This window comes from Pseudomonas sp. RC3H12 (genome assembly GCF_018596375.1).
In the GTDB taxonomy this organism is placed as follows: Bacteria; Pseudomonadota; Gammaproteobacteria; order Pseudomonadales; family Pseudomonadaceae; genus Aquipseudomonas.
Genome location: NZ_CP075595.1, coordinates 1 through 26,840, shown reverse-complemented (window position 1 = coordinate 26,840; position 26,840 = coordinate 1). Strand labels below are relative to the sequence as shown.

The window sequence follows — 26,840 nt, the reverse complement described above, 5'->3', positions numbered from 1 at the left end:
CACGACGGACCACTTGACCATAAGTCGAATTGCCGCACCCGTGGCAATGGGCGTTCAATAGCCGAACACCCAAGACTGATTGGCGGTGTCCGCGGAAGTTGCAAGAACTGCGAAGAGTCGGACATGGCGATCCTGGCCAACCCAGGGATCCTATGCTGTCAATTAGGTGCTGTAGATTGTGGAGACGCGTTAATGGCGCAGAACGAATCGGTTGATGTGGTACTGGTAGGCGCGGGCATCATGAGTGCCACCCTGGCCGTACTGCTCAAGGAGCTCGACCCGACCCTGAAGCTCGAGGTCGTCGAGGCGATGGACTCCGGAGCCGCGGAGAGTTCCAACCCCTGGAACAACGCCGGTACCGGCCATGCCGGCCTGTGCGAGCTCAATTACACCCCGCAGGCCGCCGATGGCAGCATCGACATCAAGAAGGCCGTGCACATCAACACCCAGTTCGAGGTTTCGCGCCAGTTCTGGGCCTACCTGAGCCGCAAAGGCAACTTCGGCTCGCCGCGCGCCTTCATCAACCCGGTGCCGCACCTGAGCTATGTCGAAGGTGACAAGGGCGTTTCGTTCCTCAAGAAGCGTTTCGAGCTGCTCAAGCAGCACCACGCCTTCGCCGAGATGGAATACACCGAAGACAAGGCCGTGATGAAGGACTGGATGCCGCTGATGATGCCAGGTCGCCCGGCCGACCAGCACATCGCCGCCACCCGCGTGATGAAGGGCACCGACGTCAACTTCGGCGCCCTCACCAACAAGCTCCTCAAGCTGCTTGGCGACTCGCCGGATGCCCAGGTCAAGTACAGCAAGAAGGTCGTCGGCCTGCGCCGCAACGGCAGCGGCTGGACCGTGAGCATCAAGGACGTCAACAGCGGCGGCAGCCGTGAAGTGGACGCCCGCTTCGTCTTCCTCGGTGCCGGTGGCGCCGCCCTGCCCCTGCTGCAGGTGTCCGGCATCCCCGAAAGCAAGGGCTTCGGCGGCTTCCCGGTCAGCGGCCAGTGGCTGCGTTGCGACAACCCGGAAATCGTCAAGCAGCACCAGGCCAAGGTCTATAGCCAGGCGGCGGTCGGCGCCCCGCCGATGTCGGTGCCGCACCTGGACACCCGCGTGGTCGACGGCAAGAAATCGCTGCTGTTCGGGCCATACGCCGGCTTCACCACCAAGTTCCTCAAGCACGGCTCCTTCATGGACCTGCCGTTGTCGGTGCGCATGGGCAACATCGGCCCGATGCTAGCCGTGGCCCGTGACAACATGGACCTGACCAAGTACCTGGTCAGCGAAGTGATGCAATCCATGGAGCAGCGCCTGGAATCGCTGCGCCGCTTCTATCCGGAGGCGAAAGCCGAGGACTGGCGCCTGGAGGTGGCCGGCCAGCGCGTGCAGATCATCAAGAAGGATCCGAAGAAAGGCGGCATCCTGCAGTTCGGCACCGAGCTGGTCTCGGCCGAGGACGGCAGCCTGGCCGCGCTGCTTGGCGCATCGCCGGGCGCCTCGGTGACCGTGTCGATCATGCTCGAGCTGATCGAGCGCTGCTTCCCCGAGCAGGCCAAGGGCGCCTGGGCGGCCAAGCTCAAGGAAATCTTCCCCGCCCGTGAGAAGACCCTGGCCACCGACGCGGCCCTGTACCACAAGATCAGCGCTGAAAACGATGTGGCGCTGGAGCTGGTGGAAAACAGCCCGGCCAAGCATTACGCCTGATCCGGCTGAAACAAAAAAACGCCCTTCGGGGCGTTTTTTTGTTTGCGGGCAAACCCTCGTGGGAGCGACGCCACGGATCAAACTCGGGCGTTGTCGATGATCTCGATGTACTCCGGCGCATTGCGCTGGTCGGCGATGGCCTCGACGAAAGTCTTGCCATGTTCGTCCTTGCCATCCAGGTCGTAGCCGGCCGCCACGAAGAAACCGACGTAACGTTCGAAGTCGTCGACGCGCAAGCCGCGGTATCCCTTGATCAGCTTGTGATGCGAAGGCGAAGTCAGGCCATCGGCCGGCTCGAACTGCAGGAACGTCTTGATGTACTCGTCGCTGATCTCGTCACCAATCACTTGTTTCTTGTCTTTACGCATCGCCGACTCCAACTGGACCATCACGGACATTTTCGAAGGCCGGCAGTTTACCCCCCGGCGACGGCGAGCCTCAACGCGTACGTACGGTGCCGGTGTGCAGATCCGCCCAGATATGGCCGTTGGCATAGGTGAGGAACTGAACGTAGAGCGTCTCGTTACGCAGCAGGTCCATGACCACACGGTAGTTGGCCAGCGGGTAGTTGAGCGTCAGGGTGCGGGTCTTGTCGTCGTACACCGGTTTCTTCAGGCTCTTGCCGCCCTCGCCGTCGAAATTGAGCAGGACCTGGCCGATGGTCGAGCCCTTGCTCAGCGGCTTGCCCTTCAGGCGCACCAGCAAGGAGGAGGTGATCGGGATCGGCTGCTGGTCGGACTGGCGCTGGGTGCCGACCACCACGCTATAGTCGGTGACCTGCAGCAGTTGCTGGCTGGCCGGTGCTTCCTGGCGCAGTGAGAGGTCGTCAGGAGGGAGGAACTGGCTGTGCAGCGGTGCGGCGGCAAGCGGCAGGCTCACCGCCATCAAGAGGGGGACGATCGCACGCATGTAGGGCTCCTTGGCATGAGCAGGCACTCTACGCACAGGCCCTGTCGCGGAGCAAGCCCGGTCCTGAAGTAAGGGAGCGGGCTCAAGATTGGGCACAAGCTCAATCGAACTGCGCGCGCATCCAGGCGTGATACTCGGCAACAGCCGCTTCACCTTCACGCGGCGCCCAGTGAGCGTGCTCCCCCTCGCCCACCGCCCGGTACGGCCCGGCCTTGCACTCGAACATGACGCTGTCGGCCTCGAGCACCACCAGGCCATGGTAGGTGCCTGGCACCAGGTCGACCCCAAGACACTCGCCGCCCGCCTGCAGCACACGTTTGTCGGTGACCTGTCCCAGGTCATCGAAGATCAGCAACCCCAAGCGCCCCTTGAGGACGATCAGGACCTCGGCCTTGTCGTCACTCAGGTGCCTGTGCGGTGGGATGTAGGTAGCTGGCTGCAAACCCACCGCCATGCGGTGGCAGGGCTCTTCCATCTGGTGGAAGTTGTGGTGCTGACGACCACGCGGACTCTCGGCGGCCTTTTGTACCAGCCCGACGAACAACGACTGATCGAGGAACGCAGGCTGGCGCATGCTCACATCCCCTTGACGGCGAAGAGGCCGTTGGCGTTGCGCCAGTAGCCCTTGTAGTCCATGCCGTAGCCGAAGACGTAGCGATCGACGCACGACAAGCCGGTGTAGGTGGCCTTCAGGTCCGGGCTGGCCTTGCGGTCGTGGTCCTTGTCGATCAGCACTGCGGTGTGCACGGCGCGGGCGCCGGCGTGCTTGCAGAACTCGATGATGGCGCTGAGGGTGTGCCCTTCGTCGAGGATATCGTCGACGATCAGCACGTCACGGTCGATGAACGACACTTCCGGCTTGGCCTTCCAGAACAGCTCGCCACCGCTGGTGGTGTTGCGGTAACGGGTGGCGTGCAGGTACGAGGCCTCCAACGGGAACTGCAGGTGGGTCAGCAGCTTGCCGGAGAAGATCAGGCCACCGTTCATCACGCAGAAGACCACCGGGTTCTTGTCGTGCAGGTCCTTGCAGATCTGTTTGCCGACCTCGGCGATGGCGGCCTCGACCTCGGCTTCGTTGTACAGGCAATCAGCCTCGCGCATCACTTGACGGATATGCTCGAGATCGGCGGACATGGCGCTCTCCAGGGGGTGCGTTTTGGAAAAGCGGGCAAAGGTACGCATCCGCTCGTCCCAGATCAAGCCTTTATGGACTAACGTGCACAATGACTGCACGACATCAAGGACTGAATAGATTAATCTAGCGCGGTTTTTTTGCCCGCCTCCCGGAGCCCTCCCCCTATGCCTACTCGTGAGATCCGCCATCCGCTGATCCGCCACAAGCTCGGCCTGATGCGCCGTGCCGATATCAGCACCAAGAATTTTCGCGAACTCGCCCAGGAAGTCGGTGCACTGCTGACCTATGAAGCCACCCAGGACCTGCCGCTCGAAACCTACGAGATCGACGGCTGGTGCGGCAAGGTGCAAGTCGAGAAAATCGCCGGCAAGAAGATCACCGTAGTGCCGATCCTGCGCGCCGGCATCGGCATGCTCGACGGCGTGCTCAGCCTGATCCCCGGCGCCAAAGTCAGCGCCGTGGGCGTGGCCCGCAACGAAGAAACCCTCGAGGCCCATACCTACCTCGAGAAGCTCGCGCCGGATATCAACCAGCGCCTGGCCCTGATCATCGACCCGATGCTGGCCACCGGCAACTCGATGGTCGCCACCATCGACCTGCTGAAAAAAGCCGGCTGCAAGGAAATCCGCGCCATGGTCCTGGTCGCGGCGCCCGAAGGCATCGAAGTGGTGGAAAAAGCCCACCCGGACGTGCAGATCTATACCGCCTCGATCGACCAGCGCCTCAACGAGCACGGCTACATCGTGCCGGGCCTGGGTGATGCCGGCGACAAGATCTTCGGCACCAAGCAGAAGGACGCCTGACCATGCAGGACGGCTTCAACGACCCGCTCTGGCGCCAGGTCGTTTCGGGCGCGCAGATGCTCTTCGTGGCATTCGGCGCGCTGGTGCTGATGCCGCTGATCACCGGCCTCGACCCCAATGTGGCGCTGTTCACCGCCGGCATCGGCACCCTGCTGTTCCAGCTGGTCACGGGCCGTCAGGTTCCGGTGTTCCTGGCCTCGAGCTTCGCTTTCATCACCCCGATCATCCTCGCCAAGGGCCAGTTCGGCCTGGCCGAGACCATGGGCGGCGTCATGGCGGCAGGCTTCGTGTACACCTTCATGGGCCTGATGGTGAAAATCAAGGGCACCGGCTTCATCGACCGCATGCTGCCGCCGGTGGTCATCGGCCCGGTGATCATTTCCATCGGCCTGGCCATGGCGCCGATTGCCGCCAACATGGCGATGGGCAAGGGTGGTGACGGCGCTGCGCTGATGCCGTACAAGACCGCCATGCTGATCTCCATGCCGGCACTGCTGACCACGCTGATCGTGGCCGTGTTCGGCAAAGGCATATTCCGTCTGGTACCGATCATCTCCGGCGTGCTGGTGGGCTTCGCTCTGTCGTTCGCCTTCGGCGTGGTCGACACTGCCAAGATCGCCGCGGCCCCATGGCTGGAACTGCCCAACTTCACCGCGCCAGCCTTCAACTGGCAGGCCATTCTGTTCATCGTGCCCGTGGCCCTGGCCCCGGCGATCGAACACATCGGCGGGGTGATTGCGGTGGGCAGCGTGACCGGCCGCGACTACCTGAAAAAACCCGGCCTGCACCGCACGCTGCTGGGTGACGGCCTGGCCACCACGGCAGCCGGCCTGTTCGGCGGCCCGCCCAACACCACCTACGCCGAAGTGACCGGCGCGGTGATGCTGACCAAGAACTACAACCCGAAGATCATGACCTGGGCGGCGGTCTTCGCCATCACCCTGGCCTTCATCGGCAAATTCGGCGCATTGCTGCAGAGCATTCCGGTGCCGGTGATGGGCGGCATTCTCTGCCTGTTGTTCGGCTCGATCGCCGCGGTGGGCATGAACACCATGATCCGCCACAAGATCGACCTGGCCGAAGCCCGCAACCTGGTGATTGTCTCGGTGACCCTGGTGTTCGGTATCGGCGGCGTGCTGATCGGCAGCGGTGACGGCCCGGACGACTGGGGCCTGAAGGGCATCGCCCTGTGCGCCGTGGTGGCCATTGCCCTGAACCTGATCCTGCCGGGCAATGATGGCTGGAAGAACAAGAAGCTGGATGATCAGTTGCCCTGATCGGGCCGCTGCGTTCGTGGGAGCGGGCTAACCTGCTCCCACGAATACTTGGTCAGGCCTTCTCGCACATCTCCGCCAGCACCCTCACCCACTCCGGGTGATCGTTCAGGCACGGCACCAGCACCAGCTCCTTGCCGCCGGCCTCGACGAACTGCTCACTGCCGCGCATACCGATCTCTTCCAGTGTCTCGATGCAGTCGGCGACAAACGCCGGACACATCACCAGCAACTTCTTCACTCCCGCCTTGCCCAGCTCATCCAGACGCGTTTCGGTGTATGGCTCGATCCACTTGGCCCGACCCAGACGCGACTGGAACGATACTGACCACTTGCCGTCCGGGATACCCATCTTCGCAGCGAACGCCCTGGCCGTGGCCAGGCACTGGCCGCGATAACACACCGCGCGCATCTCGGCGCTGGCGTCCTTGCAGCAGTCGGCAGCCTGGAAATCGTGATTGCCGGTGGGGTCGAGCTTTTTCAGGTGTCGCTCAGGCAAACCATGGAAGCTCAGCAACAGGTGATCGTAGTCTTGCTCGAGGTACGGGCGGGCGCTGGCGACCAATGCCTCGATATAGTCGGGATGCTCGTAGAACGGCTGGAGCACGCGGGTCTGCAGGGGCAGCCGGCGCTCGGCGATGGTCTGCTTCGCCAGTTCCACCACCGTGGTCACGGTACTGTCGGCGAACTGTGGATAAAGCGGTGCCAACGTCACCTTGCACACACCTTGCGCAGCCAGGCGCTCGAGCACGCCAGGCAGTGCCGGCTCGCCATAGCGCATGGCGATTTCCACCGGGCCATGGGGCCAATGCTCGACCATCGCCTGGCGCAGGCGGCGGGTCAGTACCACCAGGGGCGAGCCTTCGTCCCACCAGATCGACCCATAGGCATGGGCAGACTGCTCCGGCCGCTTGATCAGGATCAGCGACACCAGCAACCGCCGCACCGGCCAGGGCAGATCGATCACGTACGGGTCCATCAGGAACTGGTTGAGGTAGCGGCGCACGTCGGCCACCGAGGTGGAAGCCGGCGAACCGAGGTTGACCAGCAGCAGGGCATGATCGGTCATGCAGCGTCCTATGTCAGAGGCGGCTGGACAGGTTGTCCAACGCCGATTGCAGATCGTTGAAACGGAACGTGAAACCCGCCGCCAGCAGACGCACAGGGCGGGCGCGCTGGCCACCGAGCAGCAGCGTCGACATCTCGCCGAGCCCGGCCTTGAGCAGCAGCGCCGGCATCGGCATCCATGCCGGACGATGCAAGGTGCGCCCCAGGCGCTTGGCGAACTCGCGGTTGCGTACCGGCTCCGGCGCGCAGGCATTATAGGGACCGCTGGCTTCCTTTTGCTGCATGAGAAAATCAATCAAGGCGATTTGATCGTCGATATGCACCCAAGGCATCCACTGCCGACCATCGCCCAATGGCCCGCCAAGGCCCAGTTTGTAGGGCAGGCGCAGGCGCGACAAAAAGCCGCCATCGGCAGCCAGCACCAGGCCGGTGCGCACCAGCACGACGCGGATACCCAATGCCTGCGCACGCAGGGCAGTCTCCTCCCAGGCGATGCACAGCTGGCTGGCGAAGTCCTCCTTCACCGGGGCCGAGCTCTCCGTGAGCTCGCGCTCGCCGCCGTCGCCGTACCAGCCCACCGCAGAGCCCGAGATCAGCACCGACGGGCGCTGGTCGCGGCGCTCCAGCCAGGCCAGCAGCTGCTCGGTGAGCGCCACCCGGCTGGCCCAGAGCAGGGTGCGGCGCGCCGCAGTCCAGGGACGATCGGCGATGGGCGCGCCGGCCAGGTTGATGACCGCATCCACTGGGTCGTCGGCGGCGATATCGTCCAGCCGCGCGACGCCACGCACTCCAGTGCCACAGATTTTCGCCACCTGTTCCGGCCGGCGGCTCCAGACCGTCAGCCGATGGCCGTCGGCCTGCCACCGTTGGCAAAGGTGTTGGCCGATAAGGCCGGTACCGCCGGTCAGCAATATATGCATGGCTGTGTCCTCACAGTTGGCGGCCGTGGTCTATTTTTAAGATCAAGGCACTTTTTTGACCGATCGCTCTCGGATAAACATAGGCCACCTGCCTATCGAGCGGAATAACCTTATACAAACATTGTGCATTGTACAGGTTTGCCTGGCAGCGTACGCTGCGTAAAGCTAGGTTCGAAGAGGCCATCATGACAGTACCCATCGCCATCATCGGAGCCGGTATCGCCGGCCTGTCCGCAGCCCAGGCCCTGCAGAAGGCCGGGCAGACCGTCCACCTGTTCGACAAGGGCCATGGCAGCGGAGGCCGCATGGCCAGCAAGCGCAGCGAGGCCGGGGCCCTCGACCTGGGCGCGCAGTACTTCACGGCACGTGACCGGCGCTTCGTCGAACAGGTCCAGCACTGGGTCGCCTCAGGCTGGGCCGAGCAGTGGAAACCGCAGTTGTACAACTACCGCGATGGCGAACTGACGCCCTCCCCCGACGAACAGGTCCGCTGGGTCGGCGTGCCGCGCATGAGCGCCATCACCCGTGGCCTGCTCAAGGATGTCACGGTCAATTTCGGCTGCCGCATCGCCGAAGTGTTCCGTGGCAAGCAGTACTGGCACCTGCAGGACACCGAAGGCTGCAGCCATGGGCCGTTCAGCCGCGTGGTGATCGCCGTGCCGGCCCCTCAGGCCACACCGCTGCTGGCGGCCGCGCCGAAACTCGCGGCGGTTGCCGCCGGTGTACAGATGGAGCCGACCTGGGCCATCGCCCTGGGCTTCGAGACACCACTTGACACCCCCATGCAGGGCTGCTTCGTCCAGGACAACCCGCTCGACTGGCTGGCGCGCAACCGCAGCAAGCCAGGCCGTGACGATCACCTCGACACCTGGGTGCTGCATGCCACCTCCAGCTGGAGCAGGCAGCATATTGACCTTGCCAAGGAGGAAGTGATCGAGCAGCTGCGGGGTGAGTTCGCCGAACTGGTCGGGTGCGTGGTACCCGCGCCAACCTTTGCCCTCGCCCACCGCTGGCTCTACGCTCGCCCAACCAGCAACCATGAGTGGGGCACACTGGCCGATGCCGACCTGGGCCTGTACGCCTGTGGCGACTGGTGCCTGTCCGGGCGCGTCGAGGGCGCCTGGCTCAGCGGCCAGGAAGCCGCCAGGCGCTTGCTGGAGCATCTGGAGTAGTCGCTCCTAAAACTTATACAATAAATTTGTTTGTATAAGTTTACATCTGTGCTGAAATTGCCTTGTACAAATTGTGCTGCCTGTACAAGTCATTCGGAGACAGTGATGAACGCTCCCACGCCCAACGGCAAGCCACGCCTGGCCATCAGCGCCTGCCTGACCGGCCTCAACGTGCGCTACAACGCCGGCCACAAAGCCTCCAGCCTGTGTCTCGACCTGCTCGACAAGCACTTTGACTGGGCGCCGCTGTGCCCCGAAGTCGCCATCGGCCTGGGTACCCCGCGCGAACCTATCCGCCTGGTGGGGGACCCTGCACATCCAGCGGTCACCGGCACGCGCAACAGCACCACCGACCTCGCCGGCCCACTGCGCGCCTACGGTGAGCAGATGGCCGGCGAACTGGACGATATCTGCGGCTACATTTTCATGCAAAAGTCACCGTCCTGTGGCCTCGAACGGGTCAAGGTCTATCAGGAAGACGGCCGCCCGGCTCATCATGGTCGCGGTGTCTATGCCGCGGCCTTCTGCGCCCTGCGCCCGGACCTGCCGGTCGAGGAAGAAGGTCGCCTGCACGACCCGGTACTGCGAGAAAACTTCATCGCCCGTGTGTATGCCTACGCCGACTGGCAGCAGCAGCTGCGCCAGGGCATGAGCCGCGGCGCTCTGATTCGCTTCCATGCCCGCTACAAGTACCTGTTGATGGCCCACAACCCCCAGGCGTACCGGACTCTTGGCCGCCTGCTTGGCAACATGCGCCGGGACGACGACCCGTTGCAACTCGGCCTGCAATACTTCAGCCAGTTGATGCAGGCCCTGCGCCGATGCGCCAGCCGCGGTACCCACGGCAATGTGCTGCAGCACCTGAGCGGGTACCTGCGCAACGAACTGGGCCAAAGCGACAAGGCCGAGCTGCAGCAGATCATCGGCCAGTACCAGAGAGGCGTAGTGCCGCTGGTGGTCCCACTGACCCTGCTCAAGCATCATTTGCGCTGCCATCCCGACCCTTACCTGTTGCAACAGGCCTACCTGCAACCCCACCCGGAAGACCTTGGACTACGCAATGCCATCTGACGAGTTGCTCCCTATCGGCGAGGTAGCACGGCTCACCGGCGTCAACCCGGTCACCTTGCGCGCCTGGGAGCGGCGCTACGGCCTGATCAAGCCTCAGCGCACACCCAAGGGCCATCGCCTCTATCCACAAGACCAGGTGCAACGGGTCCAGGCCGCGCTGCGCTGGCTGGAACGCGGCGCTGCAATCAGCCAGGTGCGCGAGTTGCTGGACAACACGGAGAACACTCCGCCAACCCTGCAGGGCGAATGGGGCGAGCGTATCGAGCAACTGATCATGGCAATCGCTCGCCTTGCCCAGCGCCCTCTCGACCAACAGTTGAACCAGGTGATGGCCCTCTACCCCGCCGTGACCGTGTGCGAGCGCCTGCTCCTGCCCCTGCTGGAGGCCCTCACCCTGCGCTGGCAAACCCATTTCGACGCCCGCCTGGAGCAAGTGTTCTTTCACACCTGGCTGCGCAGCAAGCTGGGGGCGCGGGTCTATCACGACGGCCACTCTCTCACCGGCACCTGCGTCCTGCTCGCCCGTACCGACGATACAGCCTTCGACCCGGAGTTCTGGCTCTGCGCCTGGCTGCTGAGCAGCAATGGCCACCCTCTGGAGATTCTCGAGTGGTCGGTCGAACCTCGTCAGCTGCGCCAAGCCGTGGAGCGCTTGCAACCACAAGCACTGCTGCTGCACCTCGGACGCCGCCCCGACCTCGCCGCACTGGGCCGCATGCTGCGGGAAACCAACGTAAGGAAACTCCTGGGTGGCAGCACGGTCACTCTTCATGAGGCAGAGCTACGCGCATTGTCGCTTACCAACCTGTCCCTGTTCGACAGCCCGCAAGCTGCCTTGCGCGGCCTTCAACAACCCTGACCAATCTTGGGCTCGTATTCCATGCAATTGATATGGCTACGCAGTGACCTGCGTGTGGACGATAACACCGCTCTCGCGGCCGCCTGCCAGCGCGGTCCGACCGTGGCCCTCTGGGTCGCCAGCCCTGGCCAGTGGCTGGCCCATGACGACGCACCCTGCAAGGTCGACTTCTGGCTGCGCAACCTGAGGCTGCTGCGCCAGTCACTCGCGGCGCTGAATATTCCCCTGTTGATTCGCCAAGTCGATACGTGGGAGGACGCCCCGCAATGCGTGCTCGATGTCTGCCGCCAGCACAGCATCAAGGCCGTGCACTGGAACGAGGAATACGGCACCAACGAGACCCGGCGCGACGAAGCGACTCGAAACCTCCTGCAACAGGCAGAAATAGGCGCTACCGCCCACCTCGACCAGTTGCTGTTCAGGCCCGGTAGCGTACTGACCCGCAGTGGCCAGTATTTCCAGGTCTTCAGCCAGTTCAAACGGGTCTGCCTGGAACATCTGCACCGCGGCCTCCCCTCACTCGGCAACCCGGTACGTCGTCAAGAGGCGCTGGATATTAACGGCGACGCCATACCCGAGCGTATCGACGGCTTCGAGGCACCTTCCGACGCCCTGCGCCAGCACTGGCCCGCCGGTGAGGATGAAGCACGGCAGCGATTGCAACGCTTCGTCGACGAAACCGTCGAGGACTACGCGCAACTGCGCGACCTGCCCGCCAAGGCCGGTACCAGCCAGCTTTCGCCATACCTGGCTGCGGGTGTGGTCTCGCCACGTCAGTGCCTGCACGCGGCCCTGGGGAGCAACCGAGGTGAATTCGACAGTGGCAGCATCGGTGTGCAGACCTGGGTCAACGAGCTGCTATGGCGCGAGTTCTACAAGCACACCCTGGTGGGCTATCCCCGCGTCTCGCGGCATCGCGCTTTCCGCCCGCACACCGAGGCGCTACCCTGGCGCAATGCGCCTGCCGACCTGCAGGCCTGGAAGGAAGGCCGCACCGGCTTCCCTATCATCGATGCCGCCATGCGTCAGTTGCTGAACACCGGCTGGATGCACAACCGGTTGCGCATGATCGTGGCCATGTTCCTCAGCAAGAACCTGCTGATCGACTGGCGACATGGCGAGCGGCATTTCATGCGCCACCTGATAGACGGCGACCTGGCCGCCAACAACGGCGGCTGGCAGTGGAGCGCCTCTACAGGCACTGACGCAGTTCCCTATTTCCGCATTTTCAATCCTGTTACCCAGTCACAGCGCTTCGACCCGAAGGGGGTGTTCATTCGTCGATGGCTGCCGGAATTGAAGGACAGGGAAGATAAATCGATTCACTACCCGGTGAAATCTGGCGATCTATTTGCTACAAATCATTACGCGAGCCCGATAGTCGATATCGACAGTAGTCGCCAACGTGCATTGGAAGCTTTCAAAGGCTTGTCCAGCTGGCAGGATCAAGGGGCATAGAGCATGACACATCGTTTCTGGATTACAGGAGCCAGCCACGGACTTGGCCTGGCCTTGGTGGAACAGTTGCTCGCGAGCGGGCACCAGGTTGCCGCCAGTGGCAGGGATAGCCAGCAACTCGACAACTTGGGCCAACGCTACGGTGGAAACTTGGTGCGCCTTGGGGACCACTTGCCGGACGCCGCCCAGCGCCTCCCGAGCCGCTGGAGCGCGCTGGATTGCCTGATCATCAATGCCGGAACCTGCGATTACCTTCCTGCCGACGTGACGCAGGCGCAACTGTTCGAACAGATCGTCAGCAGCAACTTGAGCGCCACCGAACAGTGCCTGGTTGGCGCTTTGCCGCTTCTGGCCAAAGGTGACAATCCACAGGTGATGGCTGTTCTCAGCCGTTACTCGGCATTGCAGCTGTACGAGCCGAACCAGCCAGCCAGTGGCAGCAACAGCCTGCCACAGTGGCTTCGTCTGCAGCGTCCCGCCCTGAAGGCGCTGGGTATAGACCTGACCGTGGTGGCGCCACAATCCCTGAAAACCCCGGTGACCTCGGCACAGGCCATTCCGGAGCCCTGGACCGCGCAAAGTGCCGCGCAGGAGTTGCTGGCACGCCTGGGTCAGCGTCAACCCGAACTGGTGCTCGAAGTTCTCGATCCAGGCGAGTTGTGGCCGCTGCCGAAGAACAACTGATACATGCAAGTGCGGGCTTGTCCGCTCCTGCATGGGTCAGCTCAAGGCAGGAAGTGCTGCACGCTGCCCGGCTGATGCCATAACAGCGGCAAGACCTTCTGCAGGCGCTCCGGCTCTCCACTGCTCCAGAATGCAGTCGCCTGCGCCGGGCCCTCGCCGAGGAGCCCGCGCGCCTCCAGCAGCCTTTGCAGTTGGCGCGCCACGGCAGCCCCGGTGTCGATGATCGCCACCTCAGCTGGCACCATTTCGGCCAGCATTGGCCGCAGGAAGGGATAGTGGGTACAACCCAGGATCAAAGTGTCGCAGCCGGCCGCCAGTAATGGCTTCACATAGCCCGACAGCAATTGGCGCAGTTGCTCGCTGAACAGATCGCCCGCCTCGATACGCTCCACCAGCCCGGGGCAAGGCTGGGTGACCACCCGCACATCATTGGCGAAACGGTCGAGCAAGGCGGCGAACTTGGCGCTCTGCAGGGTACCGGTGGTTGCCAGCACACCGACCACGCCGGAACGGGTCGCCGCCGCCGCCGGCTTGACTGCCGGCTCCATGCCCACCAGCGGCCAGTCCGGATACAGCTCGCGCAGGTCGGCCACCGCGGCCACGGTGGCGGTGTTGCACGCCAACACCATGGCCTTGGCGCCCTGCTCGTGGAAAAACCCGGCGATGTGCCGCAGGCGCTGGCGAATGTAGTCCGGCGATTTCTCGCCATACGGCACATGGCCGCTGTCGGCCACGTACAACAAGGTCTCGCTGGGCAGCAGGCGCTGGATTTCGGCCAGCACCGACAAGCCGCCGACGCCGGAGTCCATCACGCCCACCGGCGCCGTGCGCTCAGCCATGGCGCGTGGCGCACACGGCGCAGGCCGGATCACGCTTGACCCGCAGCTCGCGCATGCGAGTACTCAAGGCGTCGATCAGCAACAGGCGCCCCACCAGTGGCTCGCCAAAACCCGCCAGCAGCTTCAATGCCTCAAGCGCCTGCAGGCTACCGACAAGCCCCACCAACGGGCCGATCACCCCGGCCTCGCTGCAGGTCAGTTCGGCCTCACTGCCATGGCCGTACAGGCAGTGGTAGCAAGGGCTGTTGTCGCGCCGCGTGTCGAACACCGACAACTGGCCCTCGAGACGGATCGCCGCACCGCTGACCAACGGCTTGCCGGCAGCGACACAGGCGGCATTCACGGCCTCGCGGGTGCCGAAATTGTCGGAGCAGTCCAGCACCACGTCGACTGCCGCCACTGCGGCGGCCAGCGAATCCTCGTCCAGCGCCTGGCGATAGGCAATCAGGCTGACTTGCGGGTTGATCGCCTGCAGACGCCTGATAGCCGAGTCGACCTTGCTCATGCCGACGCTGTCGCTGTCGTGGATCACCTGGCGCTGCAGGTTGGTCAAGTCGACGGTGTCGAAATCGGCCAGGTGCAGCTCACCGACACCCGCCGCGGCGAGGTACAGCGCAACCGGCGAGCCCAGCCCGCCCAGGCCGATGACCAGGGCCTTGCCGTGCTTCAGGCGCAACTGGCCGTCGATATCCACCTGCGACAACAAGATCTGCCGGCTGTAGCGCAACAGCTCCTGGTCGCTCAGCATGGCAGGCGCCCCAGGCTGATGCGTTCATGGCCACCCAGGTCAACGCGGCTGACCACCTCGGTGAAGCCGCCGATCACCAGCAATTCACGAACCGCGGCGGCTTGATCGTAGCCATGCTCGAGCAGCAGCCAGCCACCAGGCAACAGGTGCCCCGGCGCCTGGGCGACGATCACGCGCAGATCGTCCAGCCCGTCTTCACCGGCCACCAGTGCGCTGCTGGGTTCGAAACGCACGTCACCGGCCACCAGGTGCGGGTCGGCGGCGCGGATGTAGGGCGGGTTGCTGAGGATCAAGTCGAAACGCTCACCGGCGAGGGCGTCGAACCAGTGGCTGGCACGCACCTGGACATTGCCCAGGCCCAGGCGCTGGCGGTTGCGCTCGGCCAGGGCCACGGCCTCGTCGATACGGTCCACCGCCGTCACCTGCCAACCAGGACACTCGCTGGCCAGGGCCAGGGCGATGGCCCCGGTGCCGGTGCCCAGATCGAGCACCCGGGCGGGCTTGGGCGAAACCAGCTCCAGGGCGGTCTCCACCAGCAGCTCGGTGTCCGGGCGCGGGATCAGTGTGTGCGGCGCCACTTCCAGGTCTAGTTTCCAGAACCCCTGCTGACCGAGGATATAGGCCACCGGTTCACCGGCGCGACGGCGCTCGAGGTAGCCGGCGAAGGCGGCTGCAGCCTCGCTACTGACGATGCGCTCGGGCCAGGTGTGCAGGTAGCTGCGCGACTTGCCCAGGGCCGCGGCCAGGAGCAACTCGGCGTCCAGCCGTTCGGTCGGCGAGTCGGGCAACTGTGCATTGCGCAACAAGCTGGCGATGATGGTCATCTCAGTCCCCCAGGGCAGCCAGCTGATCGGCCTGGTATTCGGCCAGCAACGGTTCGATCACCGCGTCCACGCCACCGGCGAGAACATCGTCGAGCGAGTAAAGGGTGAGGTTGATGCGGTGGTCAGTGACCCGGCCCTGCGGGTAATTGTAGGTGCGGATGCGCTCGGAGCGGTCGCCCGAGCCGACCAGCAGCTTGCGCTCGCTGGCGATGGCGTTCTGCGCGGCGCTGGTCTGCATGTCGTTGAGCTTGGCCGACAGCCAGGACATGGCGCGGGCACGGTTCTTGTGCTGCGAACGTTCTTCCTGGCACTCGACCACGATGCCGGTGGGCAAGTGGGTGATGCGGATCGCCGAATCGGTCTTGTTGACGTGCTGGCCGCCGGCACCGGATGCACGGTAGGTGTCCACGCGCAGGTCTGCCGGGTTGATCTCGATCGCCACCTGTTCGTCGGGCTCGGGCAACACTGCCACGGTGCAGGCGGAGGTATGGATACGGCCTTGCGACTCGGTTTCCGGCACACGCTGCACGCGGTGCGCACCGGACTCGAACTTCAACTTGCCGTAGACGCTGTCCCCTTCGACCCGGGCAATGATCTCCTTGTAGCCACCGTGCTCGCCTTCATTCTCGGAGAGGATCTCCAGGCGCCAGCCGCGCTTCTCTGCATAGCGCGAGTACATGCGGAACAGGTCGCCGGAGAAGATCGCCGCCTCGTCGCCACCGGTGCCGGCACGGATTTCCAGGAACACGTTGCGCCCGTCGTTGGGGTCCTTGGGCAGCAGCATGCGCTGCAGCGTCGACTCAAGACCGACCAGTTGCTCCTTCGCCTCGCGCACCTCCTCGACCGCCATCTCGCGCAGATCGGGGTCGGCGTCCTTGAGCAGCGCCTGGGCACCTTCCAGGTCGTCCTGGACCTTGCGCCATTCTTTATAGGCCCCGATGACCGGTTCCACTTCGGCATATTCGCGGGAATAGGCGCGAAAGCGCGTCTGGTCGGAAATGACTTCGGCATCACCGAGCAGCGCGGTGAGTTCCTCGAAGCGGTCCTGGAGCGTGTCCAGTTTGTTCAGCAGCGACGCTTTCATTGCGGGGATTTGTCCGTCGAGCCCTCGTCGAGGGCGAAGAGTTCCTGGGCCATGGCCAGCGCATCGAGGCGGCCTTCGGCGGAGAGCTTTTTCAGTTGCACGCTGGGAGCATGCAACAGCTTGTTGGTCAGGCCCCGGGCCAGCTGCATGAGCACGTCCTCCGGGTTGCCGCCGTTGGCCAGCAGGCGCTGGGCCTTTTGCAGTTCCTCGTCGCGCAGGCGCTCGCTCTGCTGGCGGTAGGCCTTGAGCACGTCCACCGCCGCCAGCTCGCGCAGGCGCACCATGAAATCGTCCGCGCCCGCCGATACCAGTTCCTCGGCGGCCTGGGCCGCGCCCTGGCGGCTCTTGAGGTTTTCCGCGACCACTTCATGCAAGTCGTCGACGGTATAGAGGTAGACGTCGTCCAGCTCGCCGACCTGCGGTTCGATGTCTCGCGGCACGGCGATGTCGACCATGAAGATCGGCTTGTGCCGGCGCTGTTTCAGCGCACTCTCCACCGCGCCCTTGCCCAGGATCGGCAACTGGCTGGCGGTGGAACTGATGACGATGTCACTGCTGGCCAGCTCCTGCGGGATGTCCGCCAGCAGCACCGCATGGGCACCGAACTGCTCGGCGAGGATACTGGCGCGCTCCAGGGTACGGTTGGCCACGACGATACGGCGCACGCCCTGCTCGTGCAGGTGGCGGGCGACCAGGGTGATGGTCTCGCCGGCTCCGATCAGCAGCGCCTGGCTGCGACCCAGGTCGGAGAAGATCTGTTTGGCCAGGCTGACCGCGGCAAACGCCACCGACACCGGGTTCTCGCCGATGGCGGTATCGGTGCGTACCTGCTTGGCGGCACTGAAGGTGGCCTGGAACAGGCGCCCGAGCAGCGGCCCGACGGTGCCCGCCTCGCGCGCCACGGCGTAGGCCGACTTCATCTGGCCGAGGATCTGCGGCTCGCCGAGCACCAGCGAATCGAGGCCGGAGGCCACGCGCATCATGTGCCGGACCGCGTCGTGCTCCTCGTGGACATAGGCGCTGGCGCGCAGCTCGTCGAGGCTCAGCTGGTGATAGTCGGCCAGCCATTGCAGCACGGCATCGGCGGCAAGGTGGTCCTGTTCTATATAGAGTTCGCTACGGTTGCAGGTCGACAGGATCGCCGCTTCGCGGCTGGCGGTCAGTCGGCACAGCTGCTGCAGGGCATCGACCAGCTGCTCGGGCGTAAACGCCACGCGCTCGCGTACGTCTACCGAGGCAGTCTTATGGTTGATACCAAGGGCAAGAAAGGCCATGCAAGATCGCTGGTTGGGACGTGAAGCCGATAATTGTCCTACTTCGCAGGTTTTAGAACAACCACCGTTCGCTATTGTGCTAATGCGGCCAGGCTATTGGCTGCCCCGCCACCTCTATCTGCCTTTGGCTTTGGCTTTGGCTTTGGCTTTGGCTTTGGCTTTGGCTTTGGCTTTTTAGAGCGTGTGTATTGAAAGCTGTATGCGCATTCATTCGCTGCGGCGACTCACAGTCACCTTTCCGCCCTTACGGCCATCCCTTTCAAGGTCTTCGGTAGAATTCGCTGAAATCCAGTCAGGAAGACCCGAGCGATGTGGGCTGATGTACTAGCGCGATTCGAGAAAAAAGCACCCGCCAGCGTAATGGCCAAACTTGCCTTGGAGCAGGCCATTGCGCCGGAGTGGGTCGATCAGGTTTTCGAGGAGCACCGCCAACGGCAGTATTCTCGCGAGCTGCTGTTCTCGACCATTATCAAGTTGATGTCGCTTGTTTCATTGGGCTTGAAGCCATCGCTGCATGCTGCGGCAAGACAACTGGACGACCTTCCCGTCAGCCTGGCAGCTCTGTACGACAAGATCAGTCGAACCGAACCTGCCCTGTTGCGTGCTCTGGTGACAGGCTGCGCGCAGCGCTTGGCGCCGACAATCCATGAGTTGGGCTGCTCAGCCATGCTTCCTGATTGGCAAGTTCGGGTGGTCGATGGCAGCCACTTGGCCTCTACCGAAAAGCGTCTTGGCGCGCTGCGCCAAGAGCGCGGAGCGGCTCGCCCCGGGTTTTCGGTGGTGGTTTACGACCCCGACCTGGATCAGGTAATTGACCTCCAGCCGTGCGAGGACGCCTACGCAAGCGAACGAGTTTGTGTTTTGCCGTTGCTGGCTGAAGCAAAGACCAATCAGGTTTGGATCGCTGACCGTCTCTACTGCACGTTGCCTGTAATGGAGGCGTGCGAACAGGTGAATACATCATTTGTCATTCGCCAGCAGGCCAAGCATCCACGCTTGATCCAGGAAGGTGAGTGGCAAGCACCGATGCCCGTCGCCACAGGCACTGTGCGCGAGCAATCCATCGAAGTAAAAGGCGGGCACCGCTGGCGACGTGTCGAGTTAACGCTTCATTCACCAAACGACTCAGGTGATAACAGCTTGATGTTCTGGAGCAACCTGCCCGAGAGCATCAGTGCGCAACAGATCGCAGACTTCTATCGGCGCCGCTGGAGCATTGAAGGGATGTTCCAGCGGTTGGAAGCAATTCTGGAAAGTGAAATTGAAACCCTCGGCAGTCCGCGAGCCGCCTTGCTTGGATTCACCACTGCCGTGCTGGCATACAACGTTCTGGCCTTGCTCAAGCGAAGTGTTGAACAGGCTCACCGCGATGCCTTGCCCGAGAATTGGGAAGCCTCGATCTATCACTTGGCGGTGCAGATCAGAGGGGGTTACGAAGGCATGCAGATTGCCCTGCCATCCGAGTACATGCCCGTTGTTCCGATGGAAAACCTGGCTCAGCGCCTGCTGGAGCTGGCCAGAAACATCCAGCCCAGACAGGTTGCGAAAAGCCCACGAGGCCCCAAGGTGCCCAAAGCGAAGGCCTGGGTGCAAGGGACCGCTGTACATGCTCATGTTTCGACGGATCGGGTCATCAAGGCCGCCAAAACCAAAAGACCTTGAAAGGGATGGCCCTTACGGCGGGTTACTTTGGACGGCCAAAGTAACCAAAGCCGCCCGGCTCCATTCATCCGGCCCCTACGCTTCGCTCCGGGGTCCCCTCACTCCGGCCTTGCTCCCGGGAGGACCGCGCTGAACGCCCCATCCTGGGGCGCAGCGCTTGACGGGCATCCATGCCCGTCACCTCCCTCCGCAAGACCTGCATTCGGCCTCCTGAAGTCGCATTTTGCGTTGCCTGAACTACCGCGCACCTAGAAGCAAAAGCAAAAACAAGGGCAACGGCAACGGCAACGGCAACGGCAACGGCAACGGCGAGGGCAAGATGCCGCAAGGCCGTTTGCGAACCACCACCGCCATACATTGTCCCTATACTCCGAAGCGCCGCTTTACACCACGACCTTCGCAGGTGGGTTTGCCATCGCGCTTGTGTCATCATGCTCCGACCGCCGGTTTAGCCTCTTTATAAGCCCCTATGAACAAATCCTACGCATTGCTGCTTGCCCTCGCCCTGCTTCAAGGCTGCCAGAGCCTGGCCCCGAAGACGGACGTCCAGACGCCCGCCCCCGTAGCCGGCAAGAGCGCGGAAAAGCCCGTGGTGTACGGATCGTTCAAGCAGGACACCCTGTACAGCCTGCTGGTGGCTGAGCTGGCCGGCCAGCGCAACCGCTTCGACATCGCCCTGGCCAACTACGTCGACCAGGCCGAGAAAACCCAGGACCCGGCTGTCTCCGAACGCGCCTACCGCATCGCCGAGTACCTGGGCGCCGACGAACCGGCCCTGGACACCGCGCTGATCTGGGCCCGCAACGACCCGCAGAACCTCGACGCCCAGCGCGCCGCCGCCATCCAGCTAGCCCGCGCCGGGCGTTACGACGACTCCATGACCTATATGGAGAAGGTGTTGCAAGGCCAGGGCGATACCCATTTCGACTTCCTCGCCCTGTCGGCCGCCGAGACCGACCAGCATACCCGCGACGGCTTGATGCAAAGCTTCGACCGCCTGCTGGTGAAGTACCCTGAGAACAGTCAGTTGGTGTTTGGCAAGGCCTTGCTGCTGAACCAGGATGACAAGCCGCAACAAGCCCTCGACCTGCTCGAGGCCCACCCGCCACAGAATGGTGAGATCGCCCCGGTGCTGCTGCGCGCCCGCCTGCTTCAGGCTCTGAACCGCGGGCCGGAGGCCCTGCCGCTGCTGCGCGGCGCAATCCGCGACAACCCCGAAGACAAGCGCCTGCGCCTGACCTACGCGCGCACCCTGGTCGAGCAGGACCGCATCGACGACGCCAAGGCCGAGTTCGAGAGCCTGCTGCAGCAATACCCGGAAGACGACGAGATCCGCTACTCGCTGGCCCTGGTGTGCCTGGAAACCAAGCACTGGGACGAGGCCGAAGGCTACCTGCAGGAACTGGTCGAGCGTGACGCCAATGTCGATGCCGCCCACCTCAACCTCGGCCGCATCCGTGAAGAACGCAGCCAGCCGGCTGCCGCCCTGCGCGAGTACGCCCTGGTCGGCCCCGGCCCGGACTACCTGCCGGCACAACTGCGCCAGGCCGATATCCTGATTGCCAACGGCCGCAGCGCCGAAGCCTCGAAACTGCTCGCCGAGGCCCGCGAGGCGCAGCCGGACTACGCCATCCAGCTGTACCTGATCGAGGCCGAAAGCCTGGGCAACAACGGCAAGGAAACCCAGGCCGTCCAGGTGCTGGAGCAGGCAATCAAGCGCTACCCCGACGACCTCAACCTGCTCTACACCCGGGCCATGCTCGCCGAGAAACGCAACGATCTGGCGCAGATGGAAAAAGACCTGCGCGCCATCATTGCCCGCGAACCGGAAAACGCCATGGCCCTCAACGCCCTGGGCTACACCCTGGCCGACCGCACCACCCGCTACGGCGAAGCCAAGGCGCTGATCGAAAAAGCCCACCAGCTCACCCCGGACGACCCGGCCGTGCTCGACAGCCTGGGCTGGATCGCCTATCGCACGGGCAACCTCGAGGAAGCCGAGCGCCAGCTGCGCCTGGCCTTCGAACGCTTCCCCGACCATGAAGTCGCCGCCCACCTGGGCGAAGTCCTCTGGGCCAACGGCAAACGCCGCGAAGCCCGCCAAGTCTGGGCCAAGGGCTTCGAAGCCCAGGCCGACAGCCCCATCCTGCGCAAGACACTGTTGCGCCTGACCGGATCCGAGAGCCTGTAAACCATGTTCCTGCGTCATTGCATCACCTTCACCCTCATCGCCCTGCTCGCCGGCTGCGCCGGTTTCGGCAGCAAGGAAGCCGTGCAGGGCCAGGGCAACCCGCAGCTGTGGCGCGAGCACAAGCAGCAGCTGGGCAATCTCGACGGCTGGCAGATCAACGGCAAGGTCGGCATCCGCGCCCCGCGTGATTCGGGCAGCGGCACGCTGTTCTGGCTACAGCGCCAGGACTACTACGACATCCGCCTGGCCGGCCCCCTGGGCCGCGGCGCGGCACGCCTGACCGGGCGCCCCGGCGGCGTGGTGCTGGAAGTCGCCAACCAAGGTCGCTACGAGGCGGCTAACCCCGAGGCGCTGCTGGAAGAACAACTGGGCTGGCGCCTGCCGGTGTCGCACCTGGTTTGGTGGGTGCGCGGCCTGCCCGCCCCGGACAGCAAGAGCCAGCTGACCCTCGACGGCGACAGCCGCCTGGCCAGCCTCGCCCAGGACGGCTGGAAGGTCGAATACCTGAGCTATGTGGAGCAGAACGGCTACTGGCTGCCCGAGCGCCTGAAGCTGCACGGCGAGAACATCGACGTGACCCTGGTGGTCAAGGACTGGCAGCCACGCCAGCTGGGGCACTGATTCGATGCAAAAGCTGACACTGCCGGCCCCGGCCAAGCTCAACCTGTGGCTGCACATTACTGGGCGCCGCGCCGATGGCTATCACGAGCTGGAAACCGTGTTCCAGTTTCTCGAGCACGGCGACGAACTGAGCTTCGCCCTACGCGACGACGGCCAGATCCGCCTGCAGACTGAAATTGACGGCGTGCCCCACGACAGCAACCTGATCGTCCGCGCGGCGCGGATGCTACAGGCACAGGCCGGCACTCCGCTCGGCGCCGATATCTGGCTGCGCAAGGTGCTGCCCATGGGCGGCGGCATCGGTGGCGGCAGCTCCGACGCGGCGACTACCCTGCTGGGACTCGCGCACCTGTGGCACCTGGACTGGAACGAAGATCGCCTGGCGGCCCTGGGCCTTTCGCTCGGCGCCGATGTGCCGGTGTTCGTCCGCGGACATGCTGCTTTCGCACAGGGTGTCGGCGAGCAACTGACCCCGGTCGACCCCGCCGAACCCTGGTATGTCGTGCTGGTGCCGCAAGTGTCTGTCAGCACAGCGGAAATTTTTTCGCATCCAGAGTTGACACGTGATTCCCTCCCCCTTAAGATGCGCCCCGTTCCCGAGGGAAACAGTCGAAATGACTGCCAACCGGTAGTAGAGCAACGGTATCCTGAAGTTCGCAATGCGCTGATTTCACTGGGTAAATTCACTGAAGCTCGAATGACCGGCACTGGAAGTTGTGTGTTTGGGGCCTTCCCAAGCAAAGCCGAAGCTGATAGAGTTCTGGCCCTTCTTTCAGAGACCCAAACAGGGTTTGTGGCGAAAGGAAGCAATATTTCGATGTTGCATCGCAAGCTGCAAAGTCTGATCAAGAAGTCGAGTTCATAAGAATTCGCAGCAACAGATACAGGGGCGTCGCCAAGCGGTAAGGCAGCAGGTTTTGATCCTGCCATGCGTTGGTTCGAATCCAGCCGCCCCTGCCATTTCTTATACTCATCCAGGTTACCCTCAGCCTTCAGGTACTGCGCGTGTCCAAGATGATGGTCTTCACGGGGAATGCAAACCCCGATCTGGCTCGGCGTGTCGTACGTCAGCTGCATATTCCACTGGGTGATGTTTCTGTCGGCAAGTTCTCCGACGGCGAAATCAGTGCTGAAATCAATGAAAATGTCCGCGGTAAGGATGTCTTCATCATTCAGCCCACCTGTGCCCCTACCAACGACAATCTGATGGAACTGGTAGTGATGGCCGATGCCTTCCGCCGATCCTCAGCGTCGCGAATCACTGCCGTGATTCCTTACTTCGGATACGCCCGCCAGGATCGCCGTCCGCGTTCGGCACGTGTAGCCATCAGCGCCAAAGTCGTCGCTGACATGCTCACTGTCGTGGGTATCGACCGTGTACTCACCGTCGACCTGCACGCTGACCAGATCCAGGGTTTCTTCGATATCCCCGTCGACAACATCTACGGCTCGCCCGTACTGGTCGACGACATCGAAGACCAGCGTTTCGAGAACCTGATGATCGTCTCCCCGGACATCGGTGGTGTGGTGCGTGCTCGCGCCGTCGCCAAGTCCCTGGGTGTTGATCTCGGGATCATCGACAAGCGCCGCGAAAAGGCTAACCACTCCGAGGTTATGCACATCATCGGCGACGTCGAAGGACGCACCTGCATCCTGGTAGACGACATGGTCGACACCGCCGGCACCCTGTGCCACGCGGCCAAGGCCCTGAAAGAACACGGTGCTGCCAAGGTTTACGCCTACTGCACGCACCCTGTCCTGTCGGGCCGCGCGATCGAGAACATCGAGAAGTCGGTACTGGACGAGCTGGTGGTGACCAACACCGTTCCGCTGTCCGCCGCTGCTCAAGCCTGTGACCGTATCCGCCAGCTGGATATCGCACCGGTTGTCGCTGAAGCGGTACGCCGCATCAGCAACGAAGAATCGATCAGCGCGATGTTCCGCTAAGCGGAACACGTGTTGATATGAAGCGCCCCGCCCCAGCACTCGTTGGGGCGGGGCTTTTTTGCCATCCCCGTTGGCGCTGGTCGCAAACGCCCTCGGGGGGCTATTTTGGAGAAGCAAAATGACTGATTTCATCCTGAACGCCCAAGCGCGTACTGACCTGGGGAAAGGTGCGAGCCGCCGCCTGCGTCACTCCGCCAACATCCCTGCCGTTGTCTACGGTGGCGATAAAGAAGCCCAATCCCTGACCATCGTGGCCAAGGAAATCGCCAAGCTGTTCGAAAACGAAGCTGCCTTCAGCCACGTTATCGAACTGAATGTCGATGGCGCCAAGCAGAACGTCGTGGTCAAGGCCATGCAGCGTCACCCGGCCAAAGGCTTCATCATGCACGCCGACTTCGTTCGCGTCGTTGCTGGCCAGAAGCTGACCGCCAAGGTCCCGGTTCACTTCGTCGGCGAAGAAGCCCCGATCAAGAAAGGCGGCGAAATCTCGCACGTCGTTTCCGAGATCGAAGTTTCCTGCGAAGCCAAAGACCTGCCTGAGTTCATCGAAGTCGACCTGGCTAACGCCGAAGTCGGCACCATCATCCACCTGTCGGACCTGAAAGCTCCGAAAGGCGTAGAGTTCGTTGCTCTGGCCCACGGTGATGACAAAGCTGTTGCCAACGTCCACGCCCCGCGCGTTGCCGCTGAAGCTGCTGAAGGCGCTGCCGAGTAATCCACTCGCACGCCGGCGTTGATCGGGTTACAGTGCCGCGCGCACCGTAACCCACCAACTCCAAGGAAGAGCCCCTGACGTGACCGCCATCCAGTTGATCGTTGGCCTGGGTAACCCCGGCCCCGAATACGAACAGACCCGGCATAACGCAGGGGCTCTTTTCGTTGAACGCCTCGCCAGCGCCCAGCGCGTCTCGCTGTCCGCTGACAAGAAGTATTTCGGCCTGACGGCTAAGTTCAGCCATCAAGGCAACGATGTTCGTTTGCTGATCCCCACCACCTACATGAACCGTAGCGGCCAGTCCGTGGCGGCTCTGGCGAATTTCTTCCGCATCAAGCCGGAAGCGATCCTGGTGGCGCACGACGAACTCGACCTGCCCCCCGGCGTCGCCAAGCTCAAGAGAGGCGGCGGCCATGGTGGGCACAACGGCCTGCGCGACATCATCGCGCAGCTCGGCAACCAGAACGACTTCCACCGCCTGCGGCTTGGCATCGGCCACCCGGGTGACGCCAAACTGGTCTCCAACTTCGTCCTGGGCCGCGCGCCGCGCGCCGAGCAGGAGAAGCTCGACGCCAGCATCGATTTTGCCCTCGGCGTGATGCCCGACGTGCTTGCCGGCGACTTTGCCAAGGCGATGCGCGAACTGCACAGCCAGAAGGCCTGACACTTTTAGATAGGGGAATACCCATGGGTTTCAATTGCGGCATCGTCGGCCTGCCCAACGTCGGCAAGTCCACCCTGTTCAACGCCCTGACCAAGTCCGGCATCGCGGCGGAGAACTTCCCCTTCTGCACCATCGAGCCGAACAGCGGCATCGTGCCGATGCCCGACGCACGCCTGGCCGCGCTGGCCGAGATCGTCAAGCCGAACCGCATCCTGCCGACCACCATGGAGTTCGTCGACATCGCCGGCCTGGTCGCTGGCGCCTCGAAAGGTGAAGGCCTGGGCAACAAGTTCCTCGCCAACATCCGCGAGACTGACGCCATCGCCCACGTGGTGCGCTGCTTCGAAGACGAGAACGTGATCCACGTTTCCAACAGCGTCGACCCCAAGCGTGACATCGAGATCATCGACCTCGAACTGATCTTTGCCGACCTCGACAGCTGCGAGAAGCAACTGCAGAAGGTCGCCCGCAACGCCAAGGGCGGCGACAAGGATGCCCTGGCACAGAAGGCCATCCTGGAAAAATTGATCCCGCACTTCACCGAAGGCAAGCCGGCGCGCAGCCTGATGAAGAACATGGCTGACGACGAGAAGGCCGTCATCCGCGGTTTCCACCTGCTGACCAGCAAGCCGGTGATGTACATCGCCAACGTTGCCGAAGATGGCTTCGACAACAACCCGCACCTGGACGTGGTCAAGGCCATCGCCGAGGAAGAAGGCGCGGTCGTGGTACCGGTGTGCAACAAGATCGAAGCCGAGATCGCCGAGCTCGACGACGGTGAGGAGAAGGACATGTTCCTCGAGGCCCTGGGCCTGGAAGAGCCTGGCCTGAACCGCGTGATCCGCGCCGGCTACGAGCTGCTCAACCTGCAGACCTACTTCACTGCCGGCGTGCAGGAAGTGCGTGCCTGGACCGTGCGCGTGGGCGCCACCGCGCCGCAGGCGGCCGGCGTTATCCACACCGACTTCGAGAAAGGCTTCATCCGCGCCGAAGTAGTGGCCTATGACGACTTCATCCAGTTCAAGGGTGAGAGCGGTGCCAAGGAAGCCGGTAAATGGCGCCTTGAAGGCAAGGACTACATCGTCAAGGACGGCGACGTGATGCACTTCCGCTTCAACGTCTGATGCAGCGCTCCTGAAAAAACCCGCTTCGGCGGGTTTTTTTTCGCCCACAGAAAAGCCCTACAACCCCCGCCCGCAAAGACCGGCATGCATATCGGC

General features: G+C 63.3%; 28 protein-coding genes and 1 tRNA gene. 18 read left to right on the top strand and 11 right to left on the bottom strand.

The features are described 5' to 3' along the window. The first annotated feature begins 192 nt into the window (after positions 1-192). Complete coding sequence (gene mqo / locus KHO27_RS00145) at positions 193-1,698, top strand: malate dehydrogenase (quinone) (protein ID WP_102685299.1); 1,506 nt, start codon at positions 193-195, stop codon at positions 1,696-1,698. A 77-nt stretch (positions 1,699-1,775) separates the two neighbouring features. Here the strand turns inward: mqo and KHO27_RS00140 are convergent, their stop codons facing one another. From KHO27_RS00140 to KHO27_RS00125, 4 genes are all read right to left on the bottom strand, one after another. After that, on the bottom strand, positions 1,776-2,066 hold the full coding sequence (locus KHO27_RS00140) for a PA4642 family protein (RefSeq protein ID WP_110703080.1): 291 nt from the start codon (positions 2,064-2,066) through the stop codon (positions 1,776-1,778). A gap of 70 nt (positions 2,067-2,136) precedes the next feature. After that, positions 2,137-2,607, bottom strand: coding sequence for a hypothetical protein (locus tag KHO27_RS00135; protein WP_110703077.1), 471 nt, complete (start codon positions 2,605-2,607; stop codon positions 2,137-2,139). A 100-nt stretch (positions 2,608-2,707) separates the two neighbouring features. Then, complete coding sequence (locus KHO27_RS00130) at positions 2,708-3,181, bottom strand: WbuC family cupin fold metalloprotein (protein ID WP_110703074.1); 474 nt, start codon at positions 3,179-3,181, stop codon at positions 2,708-2,710. Positions 3,182-3,183: 2 nt separating this feature from the next. Continuing rightward, positions 3,184-3,741 (bottom strand): hypoxanthine-guanine phosphoribosyltransferase, encoded by a 558-nt coding sequence (locus tag KHO27_RS00125; RefSeq protein ID WP_023630749.1) that lies wholly within the window; start codon positions 3,739-3,741, stop codon positions 3,184-3,186. A gap of 165 nt (positions 3,742-3,906) precedes the next feature. Here KHO27_RS00125 and upp point away from each other — a divergent pair, with 165 nt between their 5' ends. Both upp and KHO27_RS00115 read left to right on the top strand, forming a co-directional pair. Beyond that, positions 3,907-4,545 (top strand): uracil phosphoribosyltransferase, encoded by a 639-nt coding sequence (upp, locus tag KHO27_RS00120; RefSeq protein WP_023630748.1) that lies wholly within the window; start codon positions 3,907-3,909, stop codon positions 4,543-4,545. A gap of 2 nt (positions 4,546-4,547) precedes the next feature. Beyond that, entirely contained in the window at positions 4,548-5,822 is a 1,275-nt protein-coding gene (locus tag KHO27_RS00115; protein ID WP_038707351.1) for a uracil-xanthine permease family protein, read from the top strand. Positions 5,823-5,874: 52 nt separating this feature from the next. On the opposite strand, the gene hemH is transcribed toward KHO27_RS00115, so the two are convergent. After that, the gene (gene hemH, locus KHO27_RS00110) at positions 5,875-6,888 is read right to left on the bottom strand and encodes a ferrochelatase (protein WP_214501001.1); all 1,014 of its coding nucleotides are present in this window, start codon (positions 6,886-6,888) and stop codon (positions 5,875-5,877) included. A gap of 13 nt (positions 6,889-6,901) precedes the next feature. Continuing rightward, on the bottom strand, positions 6,902-7,807 hold the full coding sequence (locus KHO27_RS00105; RefSeq protein WP_110703068.1) for a TIGR01777 family oxidoreductase: 906 nt from the start codon (positions 7,805-7,807) through the stop codon (positions 6,902-6,904). A 185-nt stretch (positions 7,808-7,992) separates the two neighbouring features. Here KHO27_RS00105 and KHO27_RS00100 point away from each other — a divergent pair, with 185 nt between their 5' ends. The 5 genes from KHO27_RS00100 to KHO27_RS00080 all read left to right on the top strand — a co-directional run bounded on the left by KHO27_RS00100 (position 7,993) and on the right by KHO27_RS00080 (position 13,051). Next, positions 7,993-8,979 (top strand): NAD(P)/FAD-dependent oxidoreductase, encoded by a 987-nt coding sequence (locus KHO27_RS00100; RefSeq protein ID WP_110703065.1) that lies wholly within the window; start codon positions 7,993-7,995, stop codon positions 8,977-8,979. A 105-nt stretch (positions 8,980-9,084) separates the two neighbouring features. After that, entirely contained in the window at positions 9,085-10,050 is a 966-nt protein-coding gene (locus tag KHO27_RS00095; protein WP_110703062.1) for a YbgA family protein, read from the top strand. Then, on the top strand, positions 10,040-10,909 hold the full coding sequence (locus KHO27_RS00090) for a MerR family transcriptional regulator (RefSeq protein ID WP_110703059.1): 870 nt from the start codon (positions 10,040-10,042) through the stop codon (positions 10,907-10,909). Before KHO27_RS00095 ends, KHO27_RS00090 begins: the two co-directional genes overlap by 11 nt. A gap of 21 nt (positions 10,910-10,930) precedes the next feature. Beyond that, positions 10,931-12,367 (top strand): deoxyribodipyrimidine photo-lyase, encoded by a 1,437-nt coding sequence (gene phrB / locus KHO27_RS00085; protein WP_214501000.1) that lies wholly within the window; start codon positions 10,931-10,933, stop codon positions 12,365-12,367. 3 nt (positions 12,368-12,370) lie between these two features. After that, positions 12,371-13,051 carry an SDR family NAD(P)-dependent oxidoreductase gene (locus KHO27_RS00080; RefSeq protein ID WP_214500999.1) on the top strand — a complete coding sequence of 227 codons (681 nt, stop codon included), beginning with the start codon at positions 12,371-12,373 and terminating at the stop codon, positions 13,049-13,051. A 41-nt stretch (positions 13,052-13,092) separates the two neighbouring features. On the opposite strand, the gene murI is transcribed toward KHO27_RS00080, so the two are convergent. From murI to hemA, 5 genes are read right to left on the bottom strand one after another with little or no spacing between them, the layout of a single operon-like run. Beyond that, on the bottom strand, positions 13,093-13,890 hold the full coding sequence (gene murI, locus KHO27_RS00075) for a glutamate racemase (protein WP_111531672.1): 798 nt from the start codon (positions 13,888-13,890) through the stop codon (positions 13,093-13,095). Then, the gene (locus KHO27_RS00070; protein WP_102685311.1) at positions 13,883-14,638 is read right to left on the bottom strand and encodes a molybdopterin-synthase adenylyltransferase MoeB; all 756 of its coding nucleotides are present in this window, start codon (positions 14,636-14,638) and stop codon (positions 13,883-13,885) included. Before KHO27_RS00070 ends, murI begins: the two co-directional genes overlap by 8 nt. Beyond that, entirely contained in the window at positions 14,632-15,462 is an 831-nt protein-coding gene (gene prmC / locus KHO27_RS00065) for a peptide chain release factor N(5)-glutamine methyltransferase (RefSeq protein ID WP_111531671.1), read from the bottom strand. The genes KHO27_RS00070 and prmC overlap by 7 nt, the downstream gene beginning before the upstream one ends. 1 nt (position 15,463) lies before the next feature. Further along, positions 15,464-16,546 carry a peptide chain release factor 1 gene (prfA, locus tag KHO27_RS00060; RefSeq protein WP_110703042.1) on the bottom strand — a complete coding sequence of 361 codons (1,083 nt, stop codon included), beginning with the start codon at positions 16,544-16,546 and terminating at the stop codon, positions 15,464-15,466. Then, positions 16,543-17,820 (bottom strand): glutamyl-tRNA reductase, encoded by a 1,278-nt coding sequence (gene hemA, locus KHO27_RS00055; protein ID WP_111531670.1) that lies wholly within the window; start codon positions 17,818-17,820, stop codon positions 16,543-16,545. The genes prfA and hemA overlap by 4 nt, the downstream gene beginning before the upstream one ends. Here hemA and KHO27_RS00050 point away from each other — a divergent pair. The 10 genes from KHO27_RS00050 (at position 17,819) to ychF (ending at position 26,744) form a co-directional block, all read left to right on the top strand. After that, positions 17,819-17,998, top strand: coding sequence for a hypothetical protein (locus tag KHO27_RS00050; protein WP_214500998.1), 180 nt, complete (start codon positions 17,819-17,821; stop codon positions 17,996-17,998). The genes hemA and KHO27_RS00050 overlap by 2 nt on opposite strands. A 182-nt stretch (positions 17,999-18,180) precedes the next feature. Then, a complete protein-coding gene (locus KHO27_RS00045; protein WP_214500505.1) occupies positions 18,181-19,482 on the top strand; it encodes an IS4-like element ISPpu8 family transposase in 1,302 nt (433 codons plus the stop codon). Positions 19,483-19,951: 469 nt separating this feature from the next. Beyond that, the gene (locus tag KHO27_RS00040) at positions 19,952-21,673 is read left to right on the top strand and encodes a tetratricopeptide repeat protein (RefSeq protein ID WP_214500997.1); all 1,722 of its coding nucleotides are present in this window, start codon (positions 19,952-19,954) and stop codon (positions 21,671-21,673) included. 3 nt (positions 21,674-21,676) lie between these two features. Beyond that, the gene (gene lolB / locus KHO27_RS00035; RefSeq protein WP_102683836.1) at positions 21,677-22,294 is read left to right on the top strand and encodes a lipoprotein insertase outer membrane protein LolB; all 618 of its coding nucleotides are present in this window, start codon (positions 21,677-21,679) and stop codon (positions 22,292-22,294) included. A gap of 4 nt (positions 22,295-22,298) precedes the next feature. Then, positions 22,299-23,159, top strand: coding sequence for a 4-(cytidine 5'-diphospho)-2-C-methyl-D-erythritol kinase (ispE, locus tag KHO27_RS00030; RefSeq protein ID WP_110703033.1), 861 nt, complete (start codon positions 22,299-22,301; stop codon positions 23,157-23,159). Between the two features lie 20 nt (positions 23,160-23,179). Next, a tRNA-Gln gene (locus KHO27_RS00025) sits at positions 23,180-23,254 on the top strand. A gap of 45 nt (positions 23,255-23,299) precedes the next feature. Beyond that, positions 23,300-24,241 carry a ribose-phosphate pyrophosphokinase gene (locus KHO27_RS00020; protein WP_016391678.1) on the top strand — a complete coding sequence of 314 codons (942 nt, stop codon included), beginning with the start codon at positions 23,300-23,302 and terminating at the stop codon, positions 24,239-24,241. Positions 24,242-24,359: 118 nt separating this feature from the next. Further along, positions 24,360-24,956 (top strand): 50S ribosomal protein L25/general stress protein Ctc, encoded by a 597-nt coding sequence (locus tag KHO27_RS00015; RefSeq protein ID WP_046857141.1) that lies wholly within the window; start codon positions 24,360-24,362, stop codon positions 24,954-24,956. A 79-nt stretch (positions 24,957-25,035) separates the two neighbouring features. Then, the gene (gene pth / locus KHO27_RS00010; RefSeq protein ID WP_023629555.1) at positions 25,036-25,620 is read left to right on the top strand and encodes an aminoacyl-tRNA hydrolase; all 585 of its coding nucleotides are present in this window, start codon (positions 25,036-25,038) and stop codon (positions 25,618-25,620) included. Between the two features lie 23 nt (positions 25,621-25,643). Beyond that, on the top strand, positions 25,644-26,744 hold the full coding sequence (gene ychF, locus KHO27_RS00005) for a redox-regulated ATPase YchF (RefSeq protein ID WP_023629554.1): 1,101 nt from the start codon (positions 25,644-25,646) through the stop codon (positions 26,742-26,744). The last annotated feature ends 96 nt before the right edge of the window (positions 26,745-26,840 follow it).

Coding starts and splice junctions, on each gene's coding strand:
- ychF (WP_023629554.1), top strand. CDS start 25,644: ATGGGTTTCAATTGCGGCATCGTCGGCCTGCCCAACGTCGGCAAGTCC.
- ispE (WP_110703033.1), top strand. CDS start 22,299: ATGCAAAAGCTGACACTGCCGGCCCCGGCCAAGCTCAACCTGTGGCTG.
- KHO27_RS00070 (WP_102685311.1), bottom strand. CDS start 14,638: ATGCTGAGCGACCAGGAGCTGTTGCGCTACAGCCGGCAGATCTTGTTG.
- KHO27_RS00050 (WP_214500998.1), top strand. CDS start 17,819: ATGCAAGATCGCTGGTTGGGACGTGAAGCCGATAATTGTCCTACTTCG.
- KHO27_RS00125 (WP_023630749.1), bottom strand. CDS start 3,741: ATGTCCGCCGATCTCGAGCATATCCGTCAAGTGATGCGCGAGGCTGAT.
- KHO27_RS00115 (WP_038707351.1), top strand. CDS start 4,548: ATGCAGGACGGCTTCAACGACCCGCTCTGGCGCCAGGTCGTTTCGGGC.
- lolB (WP_102683836.1), top strand. CDS start 21,677: ATGTTCCTGCGTCATTGCATCACCTTCACCCTCATCGCCCTGCTCGCC.
- KHO27_RS00105 (WP_110703068.1), bottom strand. CDS start 7,807: ATGCATATATTGCTGACCGGCGGTACCGGCCTTATCGGCCAACACCTT.
- murI (WP_111531672.1), bottom strand. CDS start 13,890: ATGGCTGAGCGCACGGCGCCGGTGGGCGTGATGGACTCCGGCGTCGGC.
- KHO27_RS00045 (WP_214500505.1), top strand. CDS start 18,181: ATGGCCAAACTTGCCTTGGAGCAGGCCATTGCGCCGGAGTGGGTCGAT.
- KHO27_RS00130 (WP_110703074.1), bottom strand. CDS start 3,181: ATGCGCCAGCCTGCGTTCCTCGATCAGTCGTTGTTCGTCGGGCTGGTA.
- KHO27_RS00100 (WP_110703065.1), top strand. CDS start 7,993: ATGACAGTACCCATCGCCATCATCGGAGCCGGTATCGCCGGCCTGTCC.
- KHO27_RS00040 (WP_214500997.1), top strand. CDS start 19,952: ATGAACAAATCCTACGCATTGCTGCTTGCCCTCGCCCTGCTTCAAGGC.
- prfA (WP_110703042.1), bottom strand. CDS start 16,546: ATGAAAGCGTCGCTGCTGAACAAACTGGACACGCTCCAGGACCGCTTC.
- hemH (WP_214501001.1), bottom strand. CDS start 6,888: ATGACCGATCATGCCCTGCTGCTGGTCAACCTCGGTTCGCCGGCTTCC.
- KHO27_RS00015 (WP_046857141.1), top strand. CDS start 24,360: ATGACTGATTTCATCCTGAACGCCCAAGCGCGTACTGACCTGGGGAAA.
- prmC (WP_111531671.1), bottom strand. CDS start 15,462: ATGACCATCATCGCCAGCTTGTTGCGCAATGCACAGTTGCCCGACTCG.
- mqo (WP_102685299.1), top strand. CDS start 193: ATGGCGCAGAACGAATCGGTTGATGTGGTACTGGTAGGCGCGGGCATC.
- KHO27_RS00135 (WP_110703077.1), bottom strand. CDS start 2,607: ATGCGTGCGATCGTCCCCCTCTTGATGGCGGTGAGCCTGCCGCTTGCC.
- upp (WP_023630748.1), top strand. CDS start 3,907: ATGCCTACTCGTGAGATCCGCCATCCGCTGATCCGCCACAAGCTCGGC.
- hemA (WP_111531670.1), bottom strand. CDS start 17,820: ATGGCCTTTCTTGCCCTTGGTATCAACCATAAGACTGCCTCGGTAGAC.
- KHO27_RS00090 (WP_110703059.1), top strand. CDS start 10,040: ATGCCATCTGACGAGTTGCTCCCTATCGGCGAGGTAGCACGGCTCACC.
- KHO27_RS00140 (WP_110703080.1), bottom strand. CDS start 2,066: ATGCGTAAAGACAAGAAACAAGTGATTGGTGACGAGATCAGCGACGAG.
- KHO27_RS00095 (WP_110703062.1), top strand. CDS start 9,085: ATGAACGCTCCCACGCCCAACGGCAAGCCACGCCTGGCCATCAGCGCC.
- KHO27_RS00080 (WP_214500999.1), top strand. CDS start 12,371: ATGACACATCGTTTCTGGATTACAGGAGCCAGCCACGGACTTGGCCTG.
- phrB (WP_214501000.1), top strand. CDS start 10,931: ATGCAATTGATATGGCTACGCAGTGACCTGCGTGTGGACGATAACACC.